Origin of the sequence: Saccharothrix sp. AJ9571 (assembly GCF_021725495.1) — a bacterium.
Classification (GTDB): domain Bacteria; phylum Actinomycetota; class Actinomycetes; order Mycobacteriales; family Pseudonocardiaceae; genus Amycolatopsis; species Amycolatopsis magusensis.
The window spans coordinates 3509770-3534364 of the sequence record NZ_CP091382.1; the positions used below are offsets into that span (position 1 = coordinate 3509770).

At 69.9% G+C, this 24595-nt stretch carries 23 protein-coding genes; 16 read left to right on the forward strand and 7 right to left on the reverse strand.

The window, feature by feature from the left end; genetic code table 11:
- Positions 1–114 precede the first annotated feature (114 nt).
- From L3Q67_RS15920 to L3Q67_RS15945, 6 genes are all read left to right on the forward strand, one after another.
- Positions 115–1485, forward strand: a complete 1371-nt coding sequence (locus L3Q67_RS15920; protein WP_499190234.1) for a cystathionine beta-synthase — start codon at positions 115–117, stop codon at positions 1483–1485.
- 118 nt (positions 1486–1603) lie between these two features.
- Positions 1604–2986, forward strand: coding sequence for an FUSC family protein (locus tag L3Q67_RS15925; RefSeq protein ID WP_499190235.1), 1383 nt, complete (start codon positions 1604–1606; stop codon positions 2984–2986).
- A 108-nt stretch (positions 2987–3094) separates the two neighbouring features.
- The gene (locus tag L3Q67_RS15930) at positions 3095–3664 is read left to right on the forward strand and encodes a hypothetical protein (RefSeq protein ID WP_499190236.1); all 570 of its coding nucleotides are present in this window, start codon (positions 3095–3097) and stop codon (positions 3662–3664) included.
- A gap of 4 nt (positions 3665–3668) precedes the next feature.
- Complete coding sequence (locus tag L3Q67_RS15935) at positions 3669–4148, forward strand: hypothetical protein (protein ID WP_499190237.1); 480 nt, start codon at positions 3669–3671, stop codon at positions 4146–4148.
- Positions 4149–4161: 13 nt separating this feature from the next.
- Entirely contained in the window at positions 4162–4746 is a 585-nt protein-coding gene (locus L3Q67_RS15940; RefSeq protein ID WP_499190238.1) for a hypothetical protein, read from the forward strand.
- Between the two features lie 114 nt (positions 4747–4860).
- Complete coding sequence (locus tag L3Q67_RS15945) at positions 4861–6018, forward strand: cystathionine gamma-synthase (RefSeq protein ID WP_209662399.1); 1158 nt, start codon at positions 4861–4863, stop codon at positions 6016–6018.
- 40 nt (positions 6019–6058) lie between these two features.
- On the opposite strand, the gene L3Q67_RS15950 is transcribed toward L3Q67_RS15945, so the two are convergent.
- Positions 6059–6307: a hypothetical protein gene (locus L3Q67_RS15950; protein ID WP_499190239.1), complete on the reverse strand. Its 249-nt coding sequence runs from the start codon at positions 6305–6307 to the stop codon at positions 6059–6061.
- Between the two features lie 98 nt (positions 6308–6405).
- Here L3Q67_RS15950 and ilvA point away from each other — a divergent pair, with 98 nt between their 5' ends.
- Positions 6406–7608 carry a threonine ammonia-lyase gene (ilvA, locus tag L3Q67_RS15955; protein ID WP_499190240.1) on the forward strand — a complete coding sequence of 401 codons (1203 nt, stop codon included), beginning with the start codon at positions 6406–6408 and terminating at the stop codon, positions 7606–7608.
- A gap of 532 nt (positions 7609–8140) precedes the next feature.
- Here ilvA and hppD read toward each other — a convergent pair.
- The gene (hppD, locus tag L3Q67_RS15960; protein ID WP_499190241.1) at positions 8141–9340 is read right to left on the reverse strand and encodes a 4-hydroxyphenylpyruvate dioxygenase family protein; all 1200 of its coding nucleotides are present in this window, start codon (positions 9338–9340) and stop codon (positions 8141–8143) included.
- A 120-nt stretch (positions 9341–9460) separates the two neighbouring features.
- Here hppD and L3Q67_RS15965 point away from each other — a divergent pair, with 120 nt between their 5' ends.
- Positions 9461–9937 (forward strand): Lrp/AsnC family transcriptional regulator, encoded by a 477-nt coding sequence (locus L3Q67_RS15965; RefSeq protein WP_499190242.1) that lies wholly within the window; start codon positions 9461–9463, stop codon positions 9935–9937.
- 81 nt (positions 9938–10018) lie between these two features.
- Here L3Q67_RS15965 and L3Q67_RS15970 read toward each other — a convergent pair whose 3' ends face one another.
- From L3Q67_RS15970 to L3Q67_RS15980, 3 genes are all read right to left on the reverse strand, one after another.
- Entirely contained in the window at positions 10019–10825 is an 807-nt protein-coding gene (locus L3Q67_RS15970) for an MBL fold metallo-hydrolase (protein ID WP_499190243.1), read from the reverse strand.
- Positions 10826–10947: 122 nt separating this feature from the next.
- Positions 10948–11445, reverse strand: coding sequence for a transcription elongation factor GreA (gene greA, locus L3Q67_RS15975; protein ID WP_209662382.1), 498 nt, complete (start codon positions 11443–11445; stop codon positions 10948–10950).
- Between the two features lie 199 nt (positions 11446–11644).
- Positions 11645–12076, reverse strand: a complete 432-nt coding sequence (locus tag L3Q67_RS15980; protein ID WP_499190244.1) for a DUF4307 domain-containing protein — start codon at positions 12074–12076, stop codon at positions 11645–11647.
- 117 nt (positions 12077–12193) lie between these two features.
- On the opposite strand from L3Q67_RS15980, the gene mca reads away from it, so the two are divergent.
- The 6 genes from mca (at position 12194) to L3Q67_RS16010 (ending at position 19443) form a co-directional block, all read left to right on the forward strand.
- Positions 12194–13093 (forward strand): mycothiol conjugate amidase Mca, encoded by a 900-nt coding sequence (gene mca, locus L3Q67_RS15985; RefSeq protein ID WP_499190245.1) that lies wholly within the window; start codon positions 12194–12196, stop codon positions 13091–13093.
- 12 nt (positions 13094–13105) lie between these two features.
- Positions 13106–13426 carry a hypothetical protein gene (locus L3Q67_RS15990; protein ID WP_499190246.1) on the forward strand — a complete coding sequence of 107 codons (321 nt, stop codon included), beginning with the start codon at positions 13106–13108 and terminating at the stop codon, positions 13424–13426.
- Between the two features lie 190 nt (positions 13427–13616).
- Positions 13617–15623, forward strand: coding sequence for a thioredoxin domain-containing protein (locus L3Q67_RS15995; RefSeq protein ID WP_499190247.1), 2007 nt, complete (start codon positions 13617–13619; stop codon positions 15621–15623).
- 103 nt (positions 15624–15726) lie between these two features.
- Positions 15727–16284: an ATP-binding transcription factor AbmR gene (gene abmR / locus L3Q67_RS16000; RefSeq protein WP_499190248.1), complete on the forward strand. Its 558-nt coding sequence runs from the start codon at positions 15727–15729 to the stop codon at positions 16282–16284.
- Positions 16285–16364: 80 nt separating this feature from the next.
- Entirely contained in the window at positions 16365–18245 is a 1881-nt protein-coding gene (locus tag L3Q67_RS16005) for an acyl-CoA dehydrogenase family protein (RefSeq protein ID WP_499190249.1), read from the forward strand.
- A 73-nt stretch (positions 18246–18318) separates the two neighbouring features.
- A complete protein-coding gene (locus tag L3Q67_RS16010; protein WP_499190250.1) occupies positions 18319–19443 on the forward strand; it encodes an erythromycin esterase family protein in 1125 nt (374 codons plus the stop codon).
- A 115-nt stretch (positions 19444–19558) separates the two neighbouring features.
- Here L3Q67_RS16010 and trhA read toward each other — a convergent pair whose 3' ends face one another.
- Positions 19559–20242, reverse strand: coding sequence for a PAQR family membrane homeostasis protein (gene trhA / locus L3Q67_RS16015; RefSeq protein WP_499190251.1), 684 nt, complete (start codon positions 20240–20242; stop codon positions 19559–19561).
- An 88-nt stretch (positions 20243–20330) separates the two neighbouring features.
- Here trhA and L3Q67_RS16020 point away from each other — a divergent pair, with 88 nt between their 5' ends.
- Both L3Q67_RS16020 and phoH2 read left to right on the forward strand, forming a co-directional pair.
- Positions 20331–21107 (forward strand): isoprenyl transferase, encoded by a 777-nt coding sequence (locus L3Q67_RS16020; protein ID WP_499190252.1) that lies wholly within the window; start codon positions 20331–20333, stop codon positions 21105–21107.
- 623 nt (positions 21108–21730) lie between these two features.
- Positions 21731–23014 (forward strand): PhoH family protein, encoded by a 1284-nt coding sequence (gene phoH2 / locus L3Q67_RS16025; RefSeq protein ID WP_499190253.1) that lies wholly within the window; start codon positions 21731–21733, stop codon positions 23012–23014.
- 67 nt (positions 23015–23081) lie between these two features.
- On the opposite strand, the gene guaB1 is transcribed toward phoH2, so the two are convergent.
- A complete protein-coding gene (gene guaB1, locus L3Q67_RS16030; protein ID WP_499190254.1) occupies positions 23082–24521 on the reverse strand; it encodes a GuaB1 family IMP dehydrogenase-related protein in 1440 nt (479 codons plus the stop codon).
- Between the last annotated feature and the right edge of the window lie 74 nt (positions 24522–24595).

The following is a 24595-nucleotide window of genomic DNA, read 5'->3' on the forward strand; positions in this document are numbered from 1 at the left end:
AAGCGGGCGCTCACCTCCATCCTCCACGCTCAGCGCCGCAGGGCAAGCCCCGGGCCGGTTAGGGTGGAGGCGCGCCCCGACCGGGCGCACCTTTGCGCAGAACAGGAGCCGGGAGTGCAGTACGCCGAACACATCATCGACCTGGTGGGCAACACCCCGCTGGTGAAGCTCAACGCGCTGGCCGAGGGGCTCAAGCCGCTGGTGCTGGCGAAGGTCGAGTACGTCAACCCCGGCGGCAGCGTCAAGGACCGCATCGCGCTGCGCATGGTGGAGGCGGCCGAGCGCTCCGGCGAGCTCAAGCCCGGCGGCACGATCGTCGAGCCGACCTCGGGCAACACCGGCGTCGGGCTCGCCATGGTCGCCCAGCGCAAGGGCTACAAGTGCGTGTTCGTCTGCCCGGACAAGGTCAGCGAGGACAAGCGCAACGTGCTCAAGGCCTACGGCGCCGAGGTGGTGGTCTGCCCGACCGCCGTCGCGCCGGAGCACCCGGAGTCCTACTACAACGTCTCCGACCGCCTGGTCGGCGAGATCGAGGGCGCCTGGAAGCCCAACCAGTACGCCAACCCGGAGAACCCGGCCAGCCACTACCACTCGACCGGCCCGGAGCTGTGGCGGCAGACCGACGGCCGGATCACCCACTTCGTCACCGGCGTCGGCACCGGCGGCACCATCTCCGGCACCGGGCGCTACCTCAAGGAGGTCAGCGACGGCAAGGTGAAGATCGTCGGCGCGGACCCGGAGGGCTCGGTCTACTCGGGCGGCTCCGGACGGCCGTACCTGGTCGAAGGCGTCGGCGAGGACTTCTGGCCGGAAACGTACGACCGTTCGGTCGCCGACGAGATCATCCCGGTCTCCGACGCCGACTCCTTCCACATCACCCGCCGCCTCGCCCGCGAAGAGGGCCTGCTGGTCGGCGGCTCGTGCGGGATGGCCGTGGCCGCGGCACTGGAACTGGCCGGGCGGTGCACCGAGGACGACGTGATCGTGGTGCTGCTGCCCGACAGCGGCCGCGGCTACATGGCCAAGGTGTTCAACGACTCGTGGATGGCCTCGCACGGCTTCCTGCCCCCGGACTCGACCGGCGCCACCGTCGGTGACGTGCTCCGCCGCAAGGACGGTGCGCTGCCCGACCTGGTGCACAGCCACCCCAACGAGACGGTCGGCGAGGCCGTGGCCATCCTGCGCGAGTTCGGCGTGAGCCAGATGCCCGTGGTCAGCGCGGAGCCGCCGGTGATGGCCGCCGAGGTGGTCGGCGCGGTCAACGAGCGCGATCTGCTCGAGGCGCTGTTCACCGGCAAGGCCGCGTTGTCCGACCGGCTGGAGACGCACATGTCCCCGCCGCTGCCGACGATGGGCGCCGGGGAGCCGGTCGGTTCGGCGATGACCGCGCTCACCGCCGCCGACGGCGCGCTGGTGCTCGTGGACGGCAAGCCCGCCGGGGTCGTGACCAGGCAGGACCTGCTCGCCTTCCTCGCCGGGAAGTAGGCCGGTTCCAGCGCGTGGCGGGGTCGGGGCGTTACGCGCACTCCACCCCGCCATCAGATAGCGTGTGCTCGAGTTGAGTGAACAGTTCAGGCCCACGTCAAGGGGGTTCAAGACCCACATGAGTGCTCCGCAGCCACCGGACCAGCCTTGGGGCGGCGGGCAGCCGTCTCAAGGCCCGCCGAGCGGCCCCAACCCACAGCAGGAAAACCCGTTCGGTCAGGCCGAGCCGACCCAGGTCGTGCAGCCGGGCCAGCCGCCGGCCGGCGGTGGCCAGTTCGGCGACACCCCGGAACCGACGCAGGTGGTCCAGCCGGGGAGGCCCGGCGACGCCGGTGCCACCCAGGTGGTGAACCCGGTGCAGGGTGGCGGTGAGCCTGGCGCGGACTCCACACAACTGGTGCCCCCTGGCTCGCAGCCGCCACCGGCCATCCCGTACGCCCCGCCCCCCAGCGCGGCGGACAACCCGAACGCGGCCTTCGGCCACCAGCCCGGTGGCGGCTTCGGCGCTCCCGGCGGGTTCGACCCGTCCCACCAGCAGCAGCAGCAACACCCCGGCGGTTTCGGCGGACCCCCGCCCGGTGGGCCCGGCGGTTTCGGCCCGCCTCCCGGCGGCCCCGGTGGCTACGGCCCGCCTCCCGGCCAGGGTGGCTTCGGCCCGCCCCCGGGTGGTTTCGGCGGCCCGCCGCAGGGCGGTGGCGACAGCAGCAAGATGATCTCCATGATCATCGCCGGCGTGCTCGCGCTGCTGGCCGGGCTGTCGCTGATCGTCAACCTGATCAGCCTGATCGACGTGGCCACGCTGCCCGACCCGTGCGAGCACCTGTCCGGTGCCGCGCTGGAGCGGTGCCAGGGCATCGGGGTCGACTACGGCGTCGGCGCCGGCGTGATCATCATGTGGGTGGTCCTGCTGCTCGGCCTGGCCGGTGCGGTCGGCGGCGCGGTGCTGATCTTCCTGCGCAAGAAGCTCGCGCAGTACGTGCTGCTCGGCTCCGGTGGCCTGCTGGTCGTCTTCACCATCGTGGTGGCGGCGATGTACACCTTCGCCGGCAGCCTGATCTTCAACCTGTTCATCGGCCTGCTCGCCGCCGGTGCCGGGGTGCTCGGGTTCTTCCCGGCCACCCAGCCCTACATCGGCATGGAGAGCGGTTCGGCCTTCGGTGGCCAGCAGGGCCAGGGTGGCGGCTTCGGCGGTCCCGGCGGCCCGGGTGGTCCCGGTGGCTTCGGCCCGCCCCCCGGCCAGGGTGGGTTCGGCCCGCCGCCCGGTGGTCCCGGTGGTTACCCGCAGCAGGGCCCGCCCAGCGGTGGCTTCGGCCAGCCGCCCCAGGGTCCGCCGAGTGGTGGCTTCGGCCAGCCGCAGCAGGGTCCGCCCAGCGGCGGTTTCCCGCAGCAGGGTCCTCCCGGGCAGCACCAGCCGCCCGCGTTCGGGCAGCCGGGGCAGCAGCCCCCGCCGCCCGGTGGTTTCCCGCCGCCGCCGGGGCAGCAGCCCCCGCAGCAGTGGTGACCGGATGAGCAAGGGGTGCCCTCGGCCGAACAGCCGAGGGCACCCTTTTTTCGTGCCGGGACCGCTAGGGTGACGGCCTAGGAATCGCGACGCACCTGGGAGATCCCCGTGACGAATCCCTACGGATATCAGGCACAGCCGGGCCCTGGTTACCCCGGACAGCAGGGCTATCCCGCGGCGCAACGCCGGCCCAACGGGGCCACCGCGATCATCGCCGCCGTGCTCGGCCTGGTCCTCGCCGGGACCGCGGGCTACCTGCCGCTCGGCGAGTTGTTCATCGACCTGCCGTCCGGCGTGGACATCGGGGACCTGCCCGGTGGTGTGCTCACCTTCTACGGCCTGCTCACCGGGTGCGCGGTGTTCTCCCTGATCGGCGCGCTGATCACTTTCTTCCGGGCCACCGCCGGCGCGATCCTGCTGCTGATCGGCGCCCTGCTCGGGGCCGTCGCGGTCTTCCTCGAACCGGTGCTCTGGGACCGGGCGTACGGCCTCTACTTCGAAGCCGTCCTCGAATTCTCCAGGACCGAGGGCATCCTGCGGTTCATGATCATGGTGCTGGCGCCGCTCACGCTGATCTTCGCGGTGCTGCCGGCGACCTTCCGGTACCTGAGCCACAAACCGCAGGCCCAGCCGATCTACGGACCGCCGCAGGGATACCCGCCGCAACAGGGCTGGTGACGCCGTGCGGACCGCGGTGGCCGCCGGGGTGCTCGCGCTGTTCGGCGGCCTGTGGCACCTGTTCGGCCTGATCACGGCCGCGGTGGGCCTGATGACCACGCAGGCGGGCTGGTACCAGCTGGTGGTCGGTCTGGGGTTGAACCTGGTGGTCAGCGCGTTGCTGCTGCCGGGGTCGATCATGCTGTTGCGCCGCCGCCCGTACGGCAGGCTGATGGTCATCGCCGGGGTCTGCGCGGCCCTGCTGAGCTACCTGCTGGTGATCCTCAGCGGGCTCGCCGGGCTCAGCGAAAGCGCGGCAGGCGCCAGTCTCGCCATGGCCGGGGTGGTGCTGATGCTCACCCTCGTGCCCGCGGTCGTCACGCTGGGCCTGGTGCTGGTGCCCGCCACGAGCCACTGGGTCAACCACGGTTCCGGTGGTTCCCCCGACCAGCCGGTCGGACCCGGTTACGCTGACCGACCGATGGAGTGGCCACCCGGCCGGTGAATGGGGAGTACCAGTGACGCAGCCGAACTATCCGCAGTACCCGCAGCAACCGCAGTCCGGGGGTTACCCGGCGCAGCCGTACCCCGCCGGGCCGCCCGGATACCCGGGCATGCAGCCGAAGCCCAGCGGCGGCACCGCGATCACCGCCGGCGTGCTGGCCGTGCTCGGTGCGCTGTGGGCGCTGATCTCCCTGGTCGCCAGCATCGTCGTGCTCAGCGAGTACGGCAGCATGCCGGCGTACTCCTACATCGGCCTCGGCCTCACCGCGATCGAGGCGGTGCTGCTGCTCGTCGGCGGCGTCCTGCTGTTCATGAAGAAGCCGGCCGGCCGGTGGATGGTGATCGTCGGCTGTGCGCTGGTGGTGCTGACCTACGCGCTGGGCATGGTGATGACCGCCGTCGGCACGGCGGGCCTGGACAGCTCCGTCGGGGGCGCGGTGGTCGGCGGCGCGGCCGCCGGACTGGTCATCGTGGCCTTGCCCGCGATCGCCACGCTGGTGCTCGCAGCCGTCCCGCCGACCGGGCGCTACCTGCGGCAGAACGCCGCGCCGCAGCAGCCGATGGGCTACCCGCAGGGACCCGGCCCGCAGGGCTGGTGATCCCGGGCGCGGATCTGGGCGCGGCAGTATCGCCGCGCCGGGACCGCCGCGTCCACCCCCGGGCTCGCCGTCTCACTTTTTGGGACGGCGGCTCGCGGGTCGTACCCTGGGATCATGGTTGACGACGTCTTCAGGTTCGGGTTCGAAACGCGCGCGATCCACGCGGGCCAAGAGCCCGATCCGCGAACCGGTGCGGTCATCGTGCCGATCTACCAGACCTCGACCTACGCCCAGGACGGCGTGGGCGGTACGCGCGAGGGCGACTACGAGTACTCGCGCACCGCCAACCCCACACGCACCGCGCTCGAGCAGGCGCTGGCCTCACTGGAAGGCGGCCGCCACGGGCTGGCCTTCGCCTCCGGCATGGCCGCCACCGACGCCGTGCTGCGCACCCTGCTCCGCCCCGGCGACCACCTGGTCCTCGGCGACGACGCCTACGGGGGCACGTTCCGCCTGATCGACAAGGTGCTCACGCATTGGGGCGTGGAGTACTCGGTGGCGCACCTGTCCGACCTCGACGAGGTGCGCGCGGCGATCCGCCCGGAGACCAAGCTGGTCTGGTGCGAGTCGCCGACCAACCCGCTGCTCGGCATCGCCGACATCGCCGCGCTGTCCGGCCTGGCGCACTCGGCGGGCGCGCGGCTGGTGGTGGACAACACCTTCGCCACCCCGTACCTGCAGAACCCGCTCTCGCTCGGCGCCGACCTCGTGCTGCACTCGACCACGAAGTACCTGGGCGGCCACTCGGACGTGGTCGGTGGCGCGGTCATCACCAACGAGGACGAGCTGCGCGAGCGGCTGTTCTTCATGCGCAACACCTCCGGCGCGGTGCCCGGCCCGTTCGACGCCTTCCTCACCCTGCGCGGCATCAAGACGCTCGCCGTGCGCATGGAGCGGCACTGCGACAACGCCGAGCTGATCGCGAACGCGCTGGTCGCGCACCCGAAGGTGGCCAAGGTGTACTACCCGGGGCTGCCGGAGCACCCCGGCCACGAGGTCGCGGCGAAGCAGATGCGCCGGTTCGGCGGCATGGTCTCGTTCACCCACGCCGACGGGGAGCAGGCCGCGCTGGACACCGCCGCGCGGACCGAACTGTTCATCCTGGCGGAGTCGCTGGGCGGCATCGAGTCGCTGATCGAGCACCCGGGGCGGATGACGCACGCCAGCGTGGTGGGCTCGACGCTGCAGGTACCCGCGGAGCTGCTGCGCCTGTCCGTCGGCATCGAAGACAGCCGGGACCTGCTGGACGACCTGCTCAAGGCCCTCGGCTGAGCTTTCGCTGCCGGGCGCGGTGCCGAGTGGGCGCCGCGCCTCAGGGGCGGTAGTTCGAGTGACTGGTCTCGGTGCCGGTCTTCTCCGGTGTGTGCGGCAGCGAGGCGCCGTCCACGCAGCCACCGATCAGCTCGACGTGGTCGTCGTGGCGGACGTACTGGCCGGGGTCCCCACAGCCGGCGGCGTCCACGGTGTAGAAAGCCGCGCCGGTGAGCGCGACGGCCGAGGCCAGACCGGCGATCAGGGGCAGCACACCGACCGACCGGCCCGCGGTGAACACCCGTGACATGCTTTCGCTCCCTGTGGAAAACCGGTGACGAGCTTCAGGGTACCTGGTCCGGCAAAGGTCCTCTGCCGAAGTCGGTGAAGCTGGCATCATCCCCAGGCATGCAACTGGTTGATCTCGACCGGATCCAGGCGGCCCGGACCCTGTTGGCCGGCGTGGTCCGCAAAACCCCGATGGAGCACGCGCGTGACCTGCGGCGACTCCACGGCGGTCCCGTCCACCTCAAATGCGAGAACCTCCAGCGCACCGGGTCGTTCAAGATCCGGGGCGCCTACACCCGCATCCACGGGCTGAGCGAGGAGGAACGCGCGCGTGGTGTGGTCGCCGCGAGCGCGGGGAACCACGCGCAGGGCGTGGCGCTGGCCGCGGCCCTGCTCGGCGCGAAGTCCACCGTGTTCATGCCCCAGCGCGTCCCGCTGCCGAAACTGGCGGCGACCAAGGGATACGGCGCCGACGTGCACCTGCACGGCGACGTGCTGGAGGAGACGCTGGCCGAAGCGATCGCCTTCGCCGAGGAGACCGGCGCGGTGTTCATCCACCCGTTCGACCACCCGGACATCATCGCCGGGCAGGGCACGGTCGGGCTGGAGGTGCTCGAACAGGTGCCCGACGTCGCGACGATCCTGGTCGCCACCGGCGGGGGTGGCCTGGTCGGCGGGGTCGCCTCAGCGGTGAAGGCGGTGCGGCCGGAGGTGAAGGTGATCGGCGTGCAGGCGGAGAACGCGGCTGCCTTCCCGCCTTCGCTGGCGGCCGGGAAACCCGTCCGGCTGAGCTCACTGAGCACCATGGCCGACGGCATCGCGGTCGGCTCACCGGGGCCGGTCAGCTACGCCCACGTGTCCCAGATGGTGGACGACGTGGTCACTGTGACCGAAGAGTCTTTGTCGCGGGCGGTCCTGCTGTGCCTGGAACGGCGGAAGCTCGTCGTCGAACCCGCCGGCGCGGCGGCGGTCGCGGCCCTGCTGCAGCACCCGGGCGCCTTCGAACCGCCGATCGTGGCGGTGCTGTCCGGCGGGAACGTCGACCCGCTGCTGCTGTTGCAGATCATCCAGCACGGCATGAGCGCGGGCGGTCGCTACCTGAAGCTGCGGCTGCGGGTCCCGGACCGCCCGGGCTCGCTGGCCGGGGTCCTGTCGAAGGTGAGCGAGCTGGGCGCGAACGTCGTCGACGTCGAGCACTCGCGGATCTCGGGCGCCCTGCGCCTGGGGGAGGTCGAGGTCTCGCTGAACCTGGAAACCCGGGGCCCGGAACACTGCGCCGAAGTAGGCGCCGCCCTACAACGCGCCGGCTACACCGTCACCTAACTCTCCCACCCGCCTCCACGTCCACGCCCCCGAGTTCCACACTCACACACCCGAACCCCACATTCGTGCAGCCGAACCCCACACTCACGCACCCGAACCCCACACTCACGCACCCGAGTCCCACGTTCGTACCCGAACTCCACGTTCGTGCAGCCGAGTTCCACACCGGGCCTCGCGAGTCCCACGTTCCGGCAGCCGAGTTGCCCACCGGGGAGCACGAGTTCCACGTTCAGGGAGCCGAGTCCCACATTGGCGGGCGCGAGCCCCACATCCAGGCAGGTGAGCCCCGTATCCGGGCTCGCCGAGATCCCGACCCGGGCAGGCCGGAGACGCCCTGGCAGCACGCCCGAGTGTGGAACTCAGCTGCGTGAGCGCCGGACTCGGTTGCCTGAACGTGGAGTTCGGCTGCCTGAGTGTGGAAGTCGGCTACCCGAGTGTGGGGTTCGGGTGCGTGAGCGTGGGGGTCGGGTGCGTGAGCGGGGACTTGGCGGGGTGGGCATCGCTCGCGTGGGGCGAGCGATGCCCCGGTGGGTCAGAGGTTGCCGCGGCGTTCTTGTTCTCGCTCGATGGCTTCGAAGAGGGCCTTGAAGTTGCCCTTGCCGAAGCCCAGCGAGCCGTGGCGTTCGATCAGCTCGTAGAAGACCGTCGGGCGGTCGCCGATGGGCTTGGTGAAGATCTGCAGCAGGTAGCCGTCCTCGTCCCGGTCGACCAGGATCCGGTGCTCCTTGAGCGTCTCGATCGGCACGCGCACCTTGCCGATCCGCGCCCGCAGCTCCGGGTCGTCGTAGTAGGAGTCCGGGGTGTCCAGGAACTCCACACCGGCCGCGCGCATCGCGATGACCGTGTTCACGATGTCGTTGGTGGCCAGCGCGATGTGCTGGCAGCCCGCGCCGCCGTAGAACTCCAGGTACTCGTCGATCTGCGACTTCTTCTTCGCGATGGCCGGCTCGTTGAGCGGGAACTTCACCCGGTGGTTGCCGTTGGAGACCACCTTGCTCATCAGCGCCGAGTACTCGGTGGCGATGTCGTCACCGACGAACTCCGCCATGTTCACGAAGCCCATCACCCGGTGGTACCAGTCCACCCAGTAGTCCATCTTGCCCAGTTCGACGTTGCCGACGCAGTGGTCGACCGCCTGGAACAGCCGCTTCGGCGCGCCCTCCGGCCGCTTGACGGTGCTCTCGCGGGCCACGTACCCGGGCAGGTAGGGGCCGGTGTAGCGGGAGCGGTCGATCAGCGAGTGGCGGGTCTCGCCGTAGGTCGCGATCGAGGCGATGCGCACGGTGCCGTGCTCGTCGGAGATCTCGTAGGGCTCGTCGAGCACGGTCGCGCCCTGCGCGCGGGCGTGCTCGACGCACTTGTCCACGTCGGCGACCTCGAGCGCGAGGTCGGTGACGCCGTCGCCGTGGCGGCGGTGGTGATCCAGCAGCGGGGAGTCCGGCTTGACCCCGCCGTTGATGACGAACCGCGCCGAACCGGACTTCAGCACGAACGACTTCCGCTCGGGGTGCCCGGTCTCGGGACCCGAATAGGCGACCAGCTGCATGCCGAACGCCACCTGGTAGAACCACGCGGTCTGCGTGGCGTTGCCGGAGATGAAGACCACGGCGTCCATGGCCTTCACCGGGAACGGGTCGGCCGACGCGTCGTGGTCGACGAGGCCGACGAGCTGACGCAGCTGGTCATAGCTGACGTCGTCGAGTGCGCCTTGTGGGTCGAGTGTGTGCGTCATGCCACTGAGCATCAGCCTGCCGGGCAAGATGAGCAACAGTCGTCGAATTCACTGGGCAGTATGCTCAAGGAAACCGGGAACCCGCCGGTCAGAGTGGACAACCTGCGCAGGAGATCACCCATGTCCGAAGCCCTCGACGACCTCGACGCGCGCCTGCTCCTGCTGCTCACCGACGCCCCGCGCCTCGGCGTGCTCGAATGCGCGCGGCGGCTGGGGGTGGCACGCGGAACCGTACAGGCCAGGCTGGACCGGCTGGCCGCGAGAGGTGTGCTCGGCGGCTTCCCGCCGGAACTGGACCTGGGTGCGATGGGCTACGGGCTGACCGCGTTCGCCTGGCTGGAGATCGCGCAGGGCCGCCGGACCGAGGTGGCGGCGGCGCTGGCCGCGATCGAAGAGGTGTGCGAGGTGCACGCGACCACCGGGCAGGGCGATCTGTTCGTGCGCATGGTGGCCCGCGACAACGACGACCTGCAGCGGGTGATCGACGCGGTGGTCGGCGTGCCGGACGTGCTGCGAACCTCCACCTCGGTGGCGCTGTCCACCCCCGTCCCACCGCGGGTGCGCCCGTTGCTGGAGCGCACCGCGCGGGGGGCGTAGGGAGCCAGGCCCGATGCTATGAGTGGGGCATTACTTGCAATGAACGCAAGTAATGCCCCACTCATAGCATTCGGCGGTGGGTCAGTCGCGCGCGTGCTCGAGGTAGCGCTTCGCGGACCGCTGCACGATGCCGTGCGCGTCGGCGTTGATGGAGGAGTTCCACCACGCGCCGTGCAGCTTCTCGAACCGGTACGGCTCCAGGATTTCGGCGGCGTGCTTGACGATGCTCGGCCGCTCCGGGATCAGGTTCGGGTAGCTGTACATGAAGCCGACGAACTTGCGATCGGGGATGACCTGCACGATGTCGCCGGTGAGCAGGGCGCCCTGGCCCGCGGCGCCGTCGCGCCAGTGCAGCACCGTGCTGCCGTCGAAGTGCACGCCGAGGTTGATCAGCGTGAGGTCGTCGGCGAGCTGCTTGGAGTCGCCGCTCCACAGCTCGATCGAGTCGTCGGGGCGGGCGATCCAGTCCTTGTCCTTCTCGTGCAGGTAGATCGGCACGTTGAAGGCCTTCGCCCACTCCACCATGGTGGTGTAGTAGTGCGGGTGGCTGATGGCCAGTCCGGTGATGCCCCCGGCCGCCTCGACCGCCGCGACGATTTCGTCGTCGAGGTAGGTGACGCAGTCCCAGAGGAAGTTGCCCGAAGCGGCCTGGACCAGCAGCGCGCGCTGGCCGATGCCGAACCGGGGTTCGGTGCCGATTTCGATCAACCCTTCGCCCGGGTGTTCGATGCGTGCCGAATAGTCACCACTGGCCCGCATGGCGGCGAGAGAGGTCCAGGTTTGGCCGGACTGCGGGACGTACTGGCGTTCGTCCTCGCAGATCTGGCATTCGGTCTGTGGCGTCGCGTACTGGGTCCCGCAGGTCCCGCAAATAGGTAAGTCGCTCAAAACTGCCTCCCAAAGCTTTGCTTCGAAGCTAACCGGAAACATGCGCGCCCGGCCATGGGCACAACTCACGGCCGGGCGTGCATTTTTCAGGTCGGGATCTCAGCTGGAGAGGAAGCGGCGGCTCAGCCGGTGTACGGGACCGCCTTGACCAGCGTCACCTTCTGGGTGTTGCCGTTGGGCAGCTCGTACTCGCGAGCCTCGCCCTCCTTCGCGCCGAGCAGGGCGCGGCCGAGCGGTGACTCCGGGGAGTACACGTCGAGGTCGCCCTCGGCGCCCTCCTCACGGGTCGCGAGCAGGAACTTCTCGTCCTCGTCGTCACCGTCATAACGCACGGTGAGAATCTTGCCGGGCTCCGCGAGTCCGTCGTTGGCCGGGGCTTCGCCCACCTTGGCCGCGCGCAGCAGCTCCTGGAGGTGGCGGATGCGGGACTCCTGGTGGGCCTGTTCCTCACGGGCGGCGTGGTAGCCACCGTTCTCCTTGAGGTCGCCCTCTTCCCGGCTGTCGTTGATCTTCGCGGCGATGACCGGACGATTCTCGATGAGTTCGTCGAGCTCGTGCTTGAGCCTGTCGTAGGCATCCTGGGTCAGCCAGGTCACCTGGGTGTCGCTCACGGTCACCATCTCCTCGTCGGGCCTGCCGGTCTTGGGTATGCAAGCCGGCTACCTCGCCCGACGTGGCTCGCCGGCGAGGCAGGAATAAAGGAAAAACACGGCCCACCTCGGGCCGTGCCGGTAGATCAGCATAACACGAGGAGCGGCTCCCAGGCCGCTCCACAGACCGTTGAACGGACGTTGACCGCCCCGTTCACCCCGTTGGCCGCTATGGGGTTGACAAATATTCCGGTACTTCGTAAGAGCAACCGAATACGTCGGCGGTCACCGGGCGACCGCGGCTTTTGATCACCGCTTTCACCGCGGTGCCGCTCTCCCCGGGAGGTACGAGCACTTCCCGCCGCCCGCTCTCCGCGCCGGTGATGTCGCGCACCCGCACGATGCACACCCCGGGGCGCTCCGGCTCGTCGCGGGTCACGTCGACGGTGATCTCCATCGCGTCGCCGGGCAGCTCGGTGAACAACCGGCGCTCGCCCTCGATCGGCGCGGTGCCGAGGTTGGTGTAGGCCAGTACCGCCACCGCACCGCCGACCAGCAGGCCCGCCGCGCTCAGCGCCCACGTCCGCCACCGCTTCGGCGCCGGCCGTTTCGGCTTGCCGTAGCGGCCTTCCGGCAGGCGGGCGGGCGTTTCGGTGGGCAAACCGGGCCTCCGGGCCGTCTTGTCGGGGTGATGGGGACAATGGGGAAGGAATAGCTGAGGTGAGTATCCGCGTTGGCTGTCTGGGGGCTCGACGTGGGGTCAGCGCAGAGAAAGGATATGCCGGTTATGGGGCTTCGGCTGATGGCGGTGCACGCCCACCCGGACGATGAGTCCAGCAAGGGGGCGGCCACGATGGCGCGCTACGTCGCCGAGGGGCACGAAGTGCTCGTGGTGACCTGCACGGGCGGTGAGGCCGGCAGCATCCTCAATCCGGCGATGGACCGGCCCGAGGTGCTGGAGAACATGTCGGAGATCCGCCGCGAGGAGATGGCGCGCGCGGCGAAGATCCTGGGGGTGCAGCACCGCTGGCTCGGCTTCGTCGACTCGGGCCTGCCCGAGGGCGACCCGCTGCCGCCGCTGCCGGAGGGCTCGTTCGCCACCGTGCCGATCGAGGAGTCCACCGGCCCGCTGGTCGAGGCCATCCGCGACTTCCGCCCGCACGTGATCATCACCTACGACGAGAACGGCGGCTACCCGCACCCGGACCACATCCGCACCCACGAGATCTCGATGGCCGCCTTCGACGCGGCGGGTGACCCGGACGAGTACCCGGAGGCAGGCGACCCGTGGCAGCCGCTGAAGCTGTACTACGTGCACGGCTTCTCCCGCGCCAGGATGACCGCACTGCACGAGGCCCTGCTCGAGGCGGGCCTGGAGTCGCCGTATGAAGAGTGGCTCAAGCGCTGGAGCGACGACAAGCCGGACGTGATGGAGCGGGTGACCACCCGCGTCGAGTGCGGCGACTACTTCGAGCAGCGTGACGAGGCCCTCAAGGCGCACGCCACCCAGATCGACCCGGACAGCCGCTGGTTCGCCACCCCGCTGGAGATCCAGCGCGAGCTGTGGCCGACCGAGGAGTACGAGCTGGTCCGGTCGCTGGTGGACAGCACGGTTCCGGAGGACGATTTGTTCGCGGGCATCGTGGGGGCGGACGAAGGACGCCCCGCCAAGCTCTGAGAAGGTGAGCGCATGAGTTTCGTACTGCCGGACCTGGCCGTGGCACCGGTCACCGCGACAGCGGTGCTGGCCCAGCAGCCCGGCAACGGTGACAACGGCGGCCAGGGCGAGGACTTCGGCAAGTCCTCGCCCGTCGGCCTGCTCGTGTTGATCCTGTTCCTGATCGCCGTGGTCCTGCTGGTCCGCTCGATGACCAAGCACCTCAAGCGGGTGCCCGCCAGCTTCGACAACGACGAGGAACCGGCTCCGGCGAGCGAAGCCAAGCCCGCCGGAACCGAGACCGGTACCAAGGCCCAGGCAGCCGCCGAGACCAAGGCCGAGCCCTCCAGCTAGGCACGGGTCACCGGCACGCGTCCATAGTGGACGGCTCGGCCGCGGTGGCAGGCCCGGCGAGCCGTCTCGGCCGGAATCGGCGACACCGGAACAGTGGGTGACCGGTCCTGGTCCGGTACACCTGGTTTTCCCCGGCCGCCAGGTCCGTTGAGCCGCTGCGCGGCACAGCTTCCTCTGGAACGCTGGACCCATGTCGAACCGACTCGCCGCAGCGACCAGCCCGTACCTGCTCCAGCACGCGGACAACCCGGTCGACTGGTGGCCGTGGGGGCCGGAGGCGCTCGCCGAGGCCCAGCGCCGCGACGTGCCGATCCTGCTCTCGGTCGGATACGCCGCCTGCCACTGGTGCCACGTGATGGCCCACGAGTCCTTCGAAGACGAGGGCACCGCGGCGCTGATGAACGCGAACTTCGTCAACATCAAGGTCGACCGCGAGGAACGCCCGGACATCGACGCGGTCTACATGGCCGCCACGCAGGCGATGACCGGCCAGGGCGGCTGGCCGATGACCTGCTTCCTCACCCCGGAGGGCGAGCCGTTCCACTGCGGCACCTACTACCCGCCGCGCCCGCGCCCCGGGATGCCGTCGTTCCCGCAGTTGCTGGTCGCGGTGGCCGAGGCGTGGACAGAACGGCCGGACGAGCTGCGGGAGGGCGCCGGGCAGATCATGGCGCACCTCACCGAACGCACCGGCCCGCTGAAAGAGTCCGTTGTGGACGATGAGGCACTGGCCGGTGCGGCGGCGAAACTGGCCGAGGACGAGGATCGGGTCCACGGCGGGTTCGGCAGCGCGCCGAAGTTCCCGCCGTCCATGGTGTTGGAGTTCCTGTTGCGGCACCACGAACGCACCGGCTCCGCCGAAGCTCTGTCCATTGTGGAACGCGCCGCGCACGCGATGGGCCGCGGTGGTCTGTACGACCAGCTCGCCGGTGGCTTCGCGCGGTACTCGGTGGACGCCGGCTGGGTGGTGCCGCACTTCGAGAAGATGTTGTACGACAACGCCTTGCTGCTGCGGTTGTACGCGCACCTCGCGCGCCGCACCGGCTCCGACTTCGCCGAGCGGATCGCCGACGAGACCGCCGCGTTCCTGCTCCGCGACCTCCGCACCGAGGAAGGCGCGTTCGCCGCGTCGCTCGACGCCGACACCGACGGCATCGAGGGCCTGACCTACGTCTGGACGCCCAAGCAGCTCACCGAAGTACTGGGGGAGAAGGACGCCGAGTGGGCGGCCGAGCTGTTCCAGGTCACCGAAGCGGGCACCTTCGAAGGCGGCGCGTCCACGCTCCAGCTGCCGCTCGACCCGGACGACGAACCGCGGTGGAACGGCGTGCGCTCGGCACTGCTGCGTGCTCGCGCCGACCGGCCGCAACCCGGGCTGGACGACAAGGTGATCGCCGCGTGGAACGGGCTGGCGATCACCGCGCTGGCCGAAGGCGGCCTCGCCCTCGGCCGGACGCGCTGGATCGACGCCGCCGCCGAGGCCGCGCGGTACCTGGTCGACAACCACCTGGCCGACGGCAGGCTGCGCCGCAGTTCGCGGCACGGCGTGGTCGGGGACGCGGCCGGGGTGCTCGAGGACTACGCCTGCCTGGCGGACGGCCTGCTCGCGCTGCACCAGGCGACGGGCGAGGCGCGCTGGCTGGCCGACGCGACCGAACTGCTGGAGGTCGCGCTGACCCGGTTCGCCGACCCCGAGGTGCCGGGTGCCTTCCACGACACTGCGGACGACGCCGAGCAGTTGGTCCACCGGCCGTCCGACCCGGGGGACAACGCGAGCCCGTCGGGTGCTTCCGCGCTGGCGGGAGCGTTGCTGACGGCTTCGGCGCTGGCCGGTTCGGCGGCCGCGGGCCGGTATCGGGACGCGGCCGAGCAGGCGATCAGCCGCACCGGCGCGCTGTCTTCGCAGATCCCGCGGTTCGCCGGGCACTGGCTGAGCGTGGCCGAAGCGCTGCTGTCCGGTCCGGTGCAGGTCGCGGTGACCGGCCCGGACGCGGTTTCGCGTGCGGAACTGGTCGCCGAAGCCGCGCGGCAGGTGCACGGCGGCGGCATCGTGCTCGGCGGCGTGCCCGACGCCGAAGGCGTGCCGTTGCTCGCCGACCGGCCGCTGGTCGAGGGCGAGGCGGCGGCGTACGTCTGCCGCGGTTACGTCTGCGATCGGCCGGTGACCAGCGTGGAGGACCTGCGCGCGTCGCTCTGACCCGGTCTGTCCGCCGTCAGTGAACGGACCTCGCCTTGCCTGCTTTCCGGCGTAACGTCAGAAGCAACGTAATCATGTAATCAACGTTGCAACGGAGGCAGTGATGGGACGAGGATGGCGCGGACGAGGTGGCTACCAGCAGGCCGAGGTACCGCCTGCCGATGACGCGGCGGCGTGGTTCGCCGGCCGGTTGCCTGACGGCTGGTTCACCGAAGCACCGCGGGTCACGGTCGACCGGGAGGAGATCCTGCTGGTCGGCGAGCTGCCGGCGCTCGACGGCGACTTCGACGACGACGCTGCCCGCAGCGCTGCGGAGTCGGGCCGGATCAGCCGGTTCCGCGAGGAGACGCGGGACGAGCGCATCGAGATCGCCCGCCAGGCGGAACACCGCTACCAGCGGAAGGTCTCGTGGGGCGCGCGGCTCGGCGGCACGCAGGAGCTGTTCACCACGGTGTCGGCGCCGGTGATGACGCGACTGCGGCAGCCGGAGCGTCTGGTGCTCGACACGCTGGTCGACTCGGGTGTGGCGCGTTCGCGGTCGGAGGCGCTGGCGTGGGCGGTCCGGCTGGTCGGGGAGCACGCGGACAGCTGGCTCGGTGAGCTGCGGGACGCCATGTCCAAGGTGGACGACCTGCGGTCGAAGGGGCCGGACCTCGGTTGAGTGACGCGGGTCGCGTCGCGTTTGGTCCTGCGGCAGGCTGGTTACTAGTCAGTAGGTAGTAGCCAGCCCTTGGAGGAGCCGTGCCCGACCTCGAAGTCCAAGCCGAAGCGCTGACCGCGGTACTGGACGGCCGGTGGGCCGAACTCAAGCGCGGCGTCCGCGCGCAGATCGCGGAAGAGAAGTTCCACGACACCACCGATTTGGACACCGAGGCGCACCGGGCGCAGGTGCTGGAGCAGATGCAGGCGCTGGCGCGCACGGACCGGCCCGGCCTGGGCTACGACCCGGAGTACGGCGGTGGCGGGGACGTCGGCGGCTCGCTGACTTCGTTCGAGATGCTCGGTTTCGGTGACCTGTCGCTGATGGTCAAGGCCGGGGTCCAGTGGGGGCTGTTCGGCGGAGCCGTGCAGTTGCTGGGCACCGCGCGGCACCACGAGAAGTACCTGCGCCGCATCACCAGCCTCGACCTGCTCGGCTGCTTCGCGATGACCGAGCACGGGCACGGGTCCGATGTGCAGAACCTGCGCACCACCGCGACCTTCGACGATGGCGGCTTCGTCATCGACACGCCGGACGCGATGGCGGTCAAGGAGTACATCGGGAACGCGGCGCGCGACGGTGAGCTGGCCGTGGTGTTCGCGCAGCTGATCACCGGCGGCGAATCCCGTGGTGTGCACGCTTTCCTGGTGCCGATCCGGATCGACGGCAAGCCCGCGCCCGGCGTGACCATCGAGGACTGCGGCAAGAAGGCGGGCCTCAACGGAGTCGACAATGGACGGTTGTCCTTCGACAAGGTGCGCGTGCCGAGGGAAGCACTGCTGAACCGCTTCGCCGACGTGGCCGAGGACGGCACGTATTCGAGCTCGATCGAAAGCGACAACCGGCGCTTCTTCACCATGCTGGGCACGCTGATCCGCGGCCGGATCAGCGTGGCGGGCAGCGCGGGCAACGCGACCAAGCGGGCACTCGCCGTGGCGGTCCGGTACGCCGAGCGGCGGCGCCAGTTCTTCAAGCCGGACGGCGAAGAGGTCGTGCTGCTGGATTACCGGGCGCACCAACGAAAACTGCTTCCGGCTCTGGCCAAGACGTATGCCCTGCACTTCGCGCAGGAGGAACTGCTCAGCACCCTGCACGACCTCGGCCTCGAGCCCCCTGAGCAGGAACAACGCGAACTCGAATCGCGAGCCGCGGGCATCAAGGCCATCACCACCTGGCACGCCACTTCCACCATCCAGATGGCGCGCGAAGCCTGCGGTGGCGCGGGTTACCTGGCGGAAAACCTGCTGCCCGCCCTGAAAGCGGACACGGATGTCTTCACCACTTTCGAGGGCGACAACACGGTGTTGTTGCAGCTGGTCGCGAAGGGCCTGCTGACCAGTTACAAGGAACAGTTCTCGGACCTCAGCCCGTTCGCCACCGTGCGGTTCGTGGCCGAGCAGATCGTCGAATCCGTCATCGAACGCACCTCCGCGCGGAAGGTCGTCGAACGGCTGGCCACCGCGAGCGACGACGACGTCCTGTTCAACCGGGAATGGCACCTGAAGCTGTTCGAAGACCGGGAAGAACACGTGCTGGACGGCGTCGCCCGCCGCCTGCGCAAAGCCGTGGAGGAAGGCGATCCCTTCGACGCCTTCAACGATGCGCAGGACCACGTGCTGCGGGCGGGTCGTGTCCACGTCGATCGCCTGGTGCTGGAAGCCTTCACCGCCGCCATCGCACGCTGCCAGGACCCCACCGTCGCGGCGCTGCTGGAACGGGTCTGCGACCTCTATGCGCTGTCGAACATCGAAGCGGACCGGGCGTGGTTCCTGGAACACGGCCGCCTCACCTCGGCGCGCTCGAAGGCCGTGGTCGCCGCCGTGAACTCGCTGTGCGCCGAACTACGCCCACACGCGCGCACACTGGTGGACGGCTTCGCCGTGCCCGAACAGTTCCTGCGGGCACCGTTGCTCGATGCTTGAGACTTTGCTGGCGTTGTCCGTGGTAGTTCTCGCGTGAGTTTCAACAGAGCTTTCAACGATACGCTTGAGTCTCATGAGTCAGGACATTCGAGACTTCGTGAACAGCTCCGTGGACGTGCTGGCCTTCGGCGAGCCGACGCACCAGGAACCGGCCTTCGCCCGCGTGCGCAACGACCTGTTCGCGCAACTGGCCGACCTCGGCTTCCGGTCGATCGCCATGGAGACCGACCGCGTGGCCGCGCTCGCCGTGAACGCCTATGTCCAGGAGGGCAAGGGAACCCTCGACGAGGTGATGCGCTCCGGCTTCACCCACGGCTTCGGCGAACTGGACGCGAACCGGCGGCTGATCACCTGGATGCGGGAGTACAACGCCGACCGCCCGGCTGCCGACCGCCTGGCCTTCCACGGTTTCGACGCCCCAATGGAAACCATGAGCGCGCCGAGCCCGCGGCCCTACCTGGAACACGCGCGGGACTACCTGGGCCTGGATGACGACATCGCCGGTATCGCCGGTGACGACGAGCTTTGGAGCCGCACGGAAGCCGTCATGGATTACGGTCAGTCGCCAGGCGCCGGCCCTGAGGCCGCCCGCCTGCGATGCCTCGCCGATGACATGCTGGTCCTGCTGTATTCGCGGGCCCCCAAGCTGCTCGCCACCACTTCACGCGCGGCCTGGCTCAACGCCGAAGTGCACCTCACCGCTGGTCTCGGCATGCTGCGCTACCACGCCCAATGCGCGAAGCCGGTAGAGCCGATGCCCGCGCGGGTCTCAGAACTGGGCGCTGTCCGGGACGCGCTCATGGCGCAGAACCTGCTTTCGCTCCGCCGCACCGAATCCTTCCGCGGCGGGACCCTGCTTTTCGCGCACAACAAGCACCTGCAGGCGAGCGAAAACACCCTCGACATGTGGGACATGGAGCTTTCGTGGGCGCCCGCCGGTGCCATCTTCGCGGCTGTGTCGGATGAGCGGTACACCTTCGTCGCAGGCAGCCTGGGTCACAGCGAGGCCATCGCCCTCGGCGCGCCTCCGCCCGGTACTTATGAGGCCCACCTGCAACCGCTCTTCGAAGGCTGGGGCCTGAGCGCCCCCACGCTGCCGCCACTACAGGTGCGCACCGACACCACCCCGCCGCAGGGCTACTTCCCGCTGGACCCACCCACCCTGAACGACGCCACCGCCCTGCTGCACATCCCCTGACTCCGGGGCGAACAGCCAGGAAGCACCTGGCTGTTCGCCACGGCGGCAGAACGGTGCCGGGGTCAGGCCGTGCCTGGCGACGGCCTGATCATGGTGGAGACCAGCAAAACCGCTGCTAGGAGTACATGGCGAGCCAGATCGCGACGTAGTGCGAAGCGGCGGCCAGCACGGTGCAGGCGTGGAAGTACTCGTGGTAGCCGAAGACGTGGGGCCAGTGGTTCGGCCACTTGACGGCGTAGAAGATCGCGCCCGCGGTGTAGAAGGCGCCGCCGACCAGGAGCAGGACCAGGGCGGTGACGCCGGCGCTGGCCAGTAGTTCCGGCAGCACGAAGACGGCGACCCAGCCCAGTGCGATGTAGATCGGCACGCCCAGCCAGCGCGGGGCGGTGGGCCACAGCAGCTTCAGCGCCACCCCGGCGACGGCGCCGCCCCAGACGATGGCCAGTACGACGTAACCGGTGGGCTTGGACATGGCCAGCAGCGTGAACGGCGTGTACGTCCCGGCGATGAACAGGAAGATCATCGAGTGATCCGCCCGCTTCATCCACTGGTACGCCTTCCGGCTCCAGATGCGGCGGTGGTACAGCGCGCTCACGCCGAACAGGCCCAGCACCGTCAGGCCGTACACCGACGTGGCCAGCGCGGCGAGGCCGGACACCGTCGTGGCTGCCAGGGTGACGAGCGCCGCGGCGGCGACCAGCGAGACGAAGAACGACCAGAAGTGGATGTGCCCGCGCAGGCGAGGGCGGCTTTCGGGGCCCGGCTTCGGTTGTTGTTGCGTATCGGTAGCGGAGCTCACCTGTCCAAGATTACGGGACCGTAGGTCAAAACACAGTGCTCCGTGGCGCGCCCCACCACCTCCGCCGGGTTGCGTACGCTGTGCCGACGTGAGCGTTCGATCATTCGTGGCCGACATCGTGTACAGCGCGTACTCGCGGCGCCTCATCCAGCAGGCCGCGGGCAGGCACCCCCGGCACATCGCGATCATGCTCGACGGCAATCGCAGATGGGCGCGGGAGGCCGGCTTCACCGACGTCAGCGACGGCCACCGGGTCGGCGCCAAGAAGATCGCCGACTTCCTCAGCTGGTGCCGCGAAGCCGAGGTCGAGGTGGTCACCCTCTGGCTGCTGTCCACCGACAACCTCAGCCGCTCCTCCGACGAGATCGAGGCGCTGCTCGAGATCATCCCCGACGTGGTCGACGAGCTTTCCGGCCCGGAAACCGCGTGGCGCCTGCGCATGGTCGGCGCGCTCGACCTGCTCCCCGAGCACACCGCCAAACGGCTGAAGGCCGCCGCCGAGCGCACCGACGAGCGCACCGGCATGGAGGTCAACATCGCCGTCGGCTACGGCGGCCGCCAGGAGATCGCCGACGCCGTGCGCAAACTGCTGCTGCAGCACGCCGACGAGGGAACCAGCATCCGCGAGCTGGCCAAGATCCTCGACGTGGACCACATCTCCGAGCACATGTACACCTCGGGACAGCCCGATCCGGATCTCATCATCCGGACCTCGGGCGAGCAGCGGCTGTCCGGTTTCCTGCTCTGGCAGTCCGCCCACTCGGAGTTCTGGTTCACCGAGGCCTACTGGCCCGCCTTCCGCCGCGTCGACTTCCTGCGTGCGCTGCGTGACTACGCGGTCCGGCACCGGCGGTTCGGCTCCTGAACCCACCGGACCGTTTCAGCGGACCGTGAATGCCGATCCGGCTCACGAGCGCGTTGCCACATCCGGGGCCTGACTGGGGAATCCCGGAAAAGTCCACAGTGTCCCGTGATAACCGCACAGTGGACATTGACGTGCCACCCGAATCGGTGAGAGCTCGCAAATCCGGCTACCCAGCGTGGTAAAGGGCTGTTTCTCACTCCCTGTTCGTAACCTGCGACTGACCGTGAGATGACGGTTTGACGAATCACCTGTGTGGCTGCCTGCAGCGGCCGCCATACGCAGGTAGCTTGCGAAGTGATGGACCGCGACCCCTGCGGGCCATCACGGGAGGCCCCTGGTCGTGGCGGTCGTAGAAGGAGCGGGACATCCGCTCGTGATACGCACGAGTGGGCCGGCACCCGGCCCTCGTGGCCGCGAAGGCTGACGCGCACCGCGTCGAAGCCCGAGCGGACCAACCGGGGCAGTGCCCGGCCCAGCGAGTGCGGGCGTGGTGCCACGCCCACGAGGGAGATGCCGTCGTGACTGCGCAGCGTTTGCCCCGGAAGGCCTCCGGCCGCTCTTCGACCAGTGCCGACGGCACTGAGAAAGTTCTCGGATCCCCAGAATCCCCGCGGCACACCTATGTGCTCGACACCTCGGTCCTGCTGTCCGACCCCCGGGCCGTGACCAGGTTCGCCGAGCACTCCGTGGTTCTGCCGCTGGTGGTCATCAGCGAGCTGGAAGCCAAGCGGCACCACCCCGAACTGGGCTGGTTCGCGCGTGAGGCGCTCCGCCTGCTGGACGACCTCCGGCGCACCCACGGCCGGCTGGACGCCCCGGTTCCGATCGGCGAAAGCGGCGGCACGCTGCACGTCGAGCTGAACCACTCGGACCAGTCCGTGTTGCCGCCCGGTTTCCGCACCGACTCCAACGACCACCGCATCCTGGCCTGCGCGCTGAACCTGCAGGTCGAGCTCGAAGCGGTGACGCTGGTGACCAAGGACATCCCGCTCCGGGTCAAGGCGGGTGCGGTGGGGCTCGTGGCCGATGAGTACCGCGCGCAGGAGGTCACGCCCTCGGGGTGGACCGGCATGGCGGACGTCGACGTGCAGCAGCCGGTGCTCGACGCGCTCTTCCACGACGGGCCGGTCACCCCGGCCGAGTTCGGCCTCGACGAACTGGGTGAACTGCCCTGCCACACCGGCCTGCGGTTGCTGGCGGGCAGCTCCAGCGCGCTCGGCCGGATCACCCCGGACAAGCGCATCCGCCTGGTCCGCGGGGACAAGGAGGCCTTCGGGCTGCACGGCCGGTCCGCGGAGCAGCGGATCGCGCTCGACCTGCTGCTCGACCCCGAGGTCGGCATCGTCTCGCTGGGCGGGCGGGCCGGTACCGGCAAGTCGGCGCTCGCGTTGTGCGCCGGGCTCGAGTCGGTGATGGAACGCCGCGCGCACCGCAAGGTCGTGGTGTTCAGACCGGTCTACGCGGTCGGCGGGCAGGATCTCGGCTACCTGCCCGGCTCGGAGTCGGAGAAGATGCAGCCGTGGGCGCAGGCGGTGTTCGACACCCTCGGCGCGCTGGTCAGCCAGGACGTGCTGGACGAGGTGTTCGACCGCGGCATGCTCGAGGTGCTGCCGCTGACGCACATCCGCGGCCGTTCGCTGCACGACGCCTTCGTGATCGTCGACGAGGCGCAGTCGCTGGAGCGGAACGTGCTGCTGACCGTGCTCTCGCGGCTCGGCACGGCGTCGCGGGTGGTGCTCACGCACGACGTGGCGCAGCGCGACAACCTGCGCGTGGGGCGGCACGACGGGGTTTCGGCGGTCATCGAGAAGCTCAAGGGCCACCCGTTGTTCGCGCACATCACGCTGACGCGGTCGGAACGCTCACCGATCGCCGCCCTGGTGACCGAAATGCTCGAGGACCACTAAAGAGTCCGTAAGTGCCGTGAATGTGGCTTTCACAGCGAAATACGCCGTGAAAGCCACATTCACGGCATCACCAGCCGGCGGGGAGGGGGCGACCTTCGGCGAAACCGGCGGCCGACTGGATGCCCAGCACCGCCCGCTCGTGGAACTCCTCCAGCGTGCGCGCGCCCGCGTAGGTGCACGCCGAGCGCACGCCCGAGCCGATCGAGTCGAGCAGGTCTTCCACGCCGGGCCGGGTCGGGTCCAGTGCCATGCGCGAGGACGAGATGCCCTCCTCGAACAAGCCCTTCTTCGCCCGCTCGTAGACGTTGTCCGTGCGGGTGCGGGCACCGACGGCCCGCTTCGACGCCATGCCGAACGACTCCTTGTACGGCCGCCCCTGCTCGTCGTAGCGCAGGTCGCCGGGGGATTCGTGGGTGCCGGCGAACCACGAGCCGACCATCGCGGCCGACGCGCCGGCCGCCAGCGCGAGCGCGATGTCGCGCGGGTGCCGCACGCCGCCGTCCGCCCACACGTGCTTGCCCAGCTCACGGGCCGCCGCCGCGCATTCGGTGACCGCGGAGAACTGCGGCCTGCCGACGCCGGTGGCCATCCGCGTGGTGCACATCGCGCCGGGGCCGACCCCGACCTTCACCACGTCGGCACCGGCGGCGATCAGGTCGCGCGTGCCCTCGGCGGTGACCACGTTGCCCGCGACCACCGGCACCGCGGGCGAGACCGACCGGACCGCCTTCAGCGCGGCGATCATCTTCTCCTGGTGCCCGTGCGCGGTGTCGACCACCAGCACGTCCACGCCGCCGTTGAGCACGGCTTCCGCCTTCGCCGCCACATCGCCGTTGACGCCGATCGCGGCGGCCACGCGCAGCTTGCCGGAGGCGTCCAGCGCGGGCGAGTAGATCTCCGCCCGCAGCGCCGCGACCGGCGTGAGCACGCCCGCGAGCCGCCCGGTCTCGTCGACGCCCAGCGCGAGCCGGTCGCCGTGCTCGTGCAGGCGCTCGAAGACTTCGCGCGGAGCAGTGTCCAGCGGCACGGTGACCATGGCCGGGTCGACGATCTCGGACAGCCGCGCGAACCGGTCCACGCCCTGGCAGGCCTCCTCGGTGACCACGCCGGTGGGCCGCCCGTCCGCGTCGACCACGACGACCGCGCCGTGGGCCCGCTTGCCGACCAGGTTCAGCGCGTCGGCGACGGCGTCCCCGCCGGTCAGCACGAGCGGGGTGTCCCAGACGACGTGCCTGCTCTTGACCCAGGCGGTGATGTCGGCCACGGCGGCCGGGTCCACGTCCTGCGGCAGCACCACCAGCCCGCCGCGGCGGGCCACCGTCTCGGCCATCCGGCGGCCGGCGACCGCGGTCATGTTCGCCACCACCACCGGGAAGGTGGCACCGGTGCCGTCCGCGGTGGCCAGGTCCACGTCGAACCGGGACTCCACGTCGGAGCGGTTGGGGACGAGGAAGACGTCGTCGTAGGTCAGGTCGTTGGCGGGCCGATGGCCATCCAGAAAGCGCACGAGGACAGCGTAGTTCGGCCGCGCCTCCGGCGCGGCGGGCGAGGTCGCTTTGAGCCGGTCATCGGGACGAACAC

Coding starts and splice junctions, on each gene's coding strand:
- L3Q67_RS15925 (WP_499190235.1), top strand. CDS start 1,604: ATGAGTGCTCCGCAGCCACCGGACCAGCCTTGGGGCGGCGGGCAGCCG.
- L3Q67_RS15945 (WP_209662399.1), top strand. CDS start 4,861: ATGGTTGACGACGTCTTCAGGTTCGGGTTCGAAACGCGCGCGATCCAC.
- L3Q67_RS15950 (WP_499190239.1), bottom strand. CDS start 6,307: ATGTCACGGGTGTTCACCGCGGGCCGGTCGGTCGGTGTGCTGCCCCTG.
- ilvA (WP_499190240.1), top strand. CDS start 6,406: ATGCAACTGGTTGATCTCGACCGGATCCAGGCGGCCCGGACCCTGTTG.
- hppD (WP_499190241.1), bottom strand. CDS start 9,340: ATGACGCACACACTCGACCCACAAGGCGCACTCGACGACGTCAGCTAT.
- L3Q67_RS15965 (WP_499190242.1), top strand. CDS start 9,461: ATGTCCGAAGCCCTCGACGACCTCGACGCGCGCCTGCTCCTGCTGCTC.
- greA (WP_209662382.1), bottom strand. CDS start 11,445: ATGGTGACCGTGAGCGACACCCAGGTGACCTGGCTGACCCAGGATGCC.
- mca (WP_499190245.1), top strand. CDS start 12,194: ATGCCGGTTATGGGGCTTCGGCTGATGGCGGTGCACGCCCACCCGGAC.
- L3Q67_RS15990 (WP_499190246.1), top strand. CDS start 13,106: ATGAGTTTCGTACTGCCGGACCTGGCCGTGGCACCGGTCACCGCGACA.
- L3Q67_RS15995 (WP_499190247.1), top strand. CDS start 13,617: ATGTCGAACCGACTCGCCGCAGCGACCAGCCCGTACCTGCTCCAGCAC.
- abmR (WP_499190248.1), top strand. CDS start 15,727: ATGGGACGAGGATGGCGCGGACGAGGTGGCTACCAGCAGGCCGAGGTA.
- L3Q67_RS16010 (WP_499190250.1), top strand. CDS start 18,319: ATGAGTCAGGACATTCGAGACTTCGTGAACAGCTCCGTGGACGTGCTG.